Raw genomic sequence first — 1,539 nt, forward strand, 5'->3', positions numbered from 1 at the left:
ATCACTGGCTCGCCGCGGTCGACGACACCGGGACAACGGTGTGGAGCAAGAAGGTCCCCAACGACGAGAGCGCCATTCTGACCGCCCTGGGCGAGATCCTCACCCTGTCCGACCATGTGCACTGGGCCGTTGACATCGCCGGTACCGCCTCCGCGTTGTTGCTGGCCTTACTCGCCGCCCAGGGCCAACAAGCCGTCTACGTCCCCGGCCGGACGGTCAACCGGATGTCCGGTTCCTACCGCGGTGAAGCCAAGACCGACGCCCGGGACGCCTACGTGATCGCAGACACCGCCCGCCTGCGGCGAGACTTCACCTCCATCAAGGCCCCCGCCCAGCTGGCAGCCGATCTGGCTCTGCTGACCGCCCACCGCACCGACCTGATCGCCGACCGCGTCCGCATGCTCAACCGGCTCCGCGACATGCTCACCGGGGTCTTCCCCGCCCTGGAACGAGCCTTCGACTACGCCGACCACAAAGGCGCGCTCATCCTGCTCACCCGCCACCAGACCCCGGCAGCCATACGCCGCCACGGCCAAGCCCGCCTCACCGCCTGGCTCAAGGGACGAAAAGTCCGCAACCCCGACGCGGTCGCCGCCACAGCCCTGCAGGCCGCCGGGACTCAGCACGCCACACTGCCGGGCCAAGAGGTCGCCGCAGGCATCGTCGCGGACATCGCCACACAGATCCTCGCCCTGGACGACCGGCTCAAGCACGTCGACGAGCAGATCCGGCGAACGTTCCGCACCCATCCCCAGGCCCACATCATCGAGTCCCTGCCGGGCATGGGCCCCATCCTGGGAGCTGAGTTCATCGTCGCAGCCGGTGACCTGGGCGCCTACGCCGACGCCGGCCACCTCGCCTCCGCCGCCGGCCTCGTGCCCGTTCCACGCGACTCCGGACGCCGCACCGGCAACCTCCACCGCCCCAAGCGCTACAGCCGACGCCTCCGCCGCGTCTTCTACCTGTCCGCCCAGACCAGCATCATCCGCGAAGGCCCCAACCGCACCTACTACCTGAAGAAGCGGAGCGAGGGCTGCAAACACATCCAGGCCGTCATCGCCCTCGCCCGCCGACGTGTCGACGTCCTATGGGCCCTCCTGCGCGACGGCAGGCCCTTCACCCTCCATCCACCCATCGCCCAAGCCGCTTAAATGGGCCAGCACCCCGCCTACCTGGCTATAGCCTGCGGACCACATCAGAGAGGCGGGTCCAGTGGGCTTCGACGCAGAACGATCAGCGCGCATCGCCGCCATGCAGGAAGCCGCCCGGCCCGTCTGGGAGACCACCGGCGACTCGGACGCACTCCAGCAGTTCCTCAAGGACAACGAGTGCCATGGAGTGGAAGCCGTGTTCGTGACCATGGGCCTGCTGGACTGCGATCTTGCCGAAGCTCAACGAGCCTTCCTCAACGCCCCATGCCGCGACGCCGAACGCCGCTTCCACAACCACGCCATGGACCTACTTGAAGAGGCCGCCGACACCGACGCCTGACAACGCCCCCGGCCCGGCAGAGACCCTTGACTCGGTCATTGAGACTCC

2 protein-coding genes are annotated in these 1,539 nt (G+C 68.2%); both read left to right on the forward strand.

Annotated features, from left to right (window positions below; translation table 11 throughout):
• On the forward strand, nucleotides 1-1,151 hold a 1,151-nt coding region (locus tag ACWCRJ_RS44545), incomplete at its 5' end, for an IS110 family transposase (protein WP_450944695.1).
• 61 nt (nucleotides 1,152-1,212) lie between these two features.
• Complete coding sequence (locus ACWCRJ_RS44550) at nucleotides 1,213-1,491, forward strand: hypothetical protein (protein ID WP_450944696.1); 279 nt, start codon at nucleotides 1,213-1,215, stop codon at nucleotides 1,489-1,491.
• Nucleotides 1,492-1,539 lie beyond the last annotated feature (48 nt).

This window comes from Streptomyces sp. NPDC002324 (genome assembly GCF_053593335.1).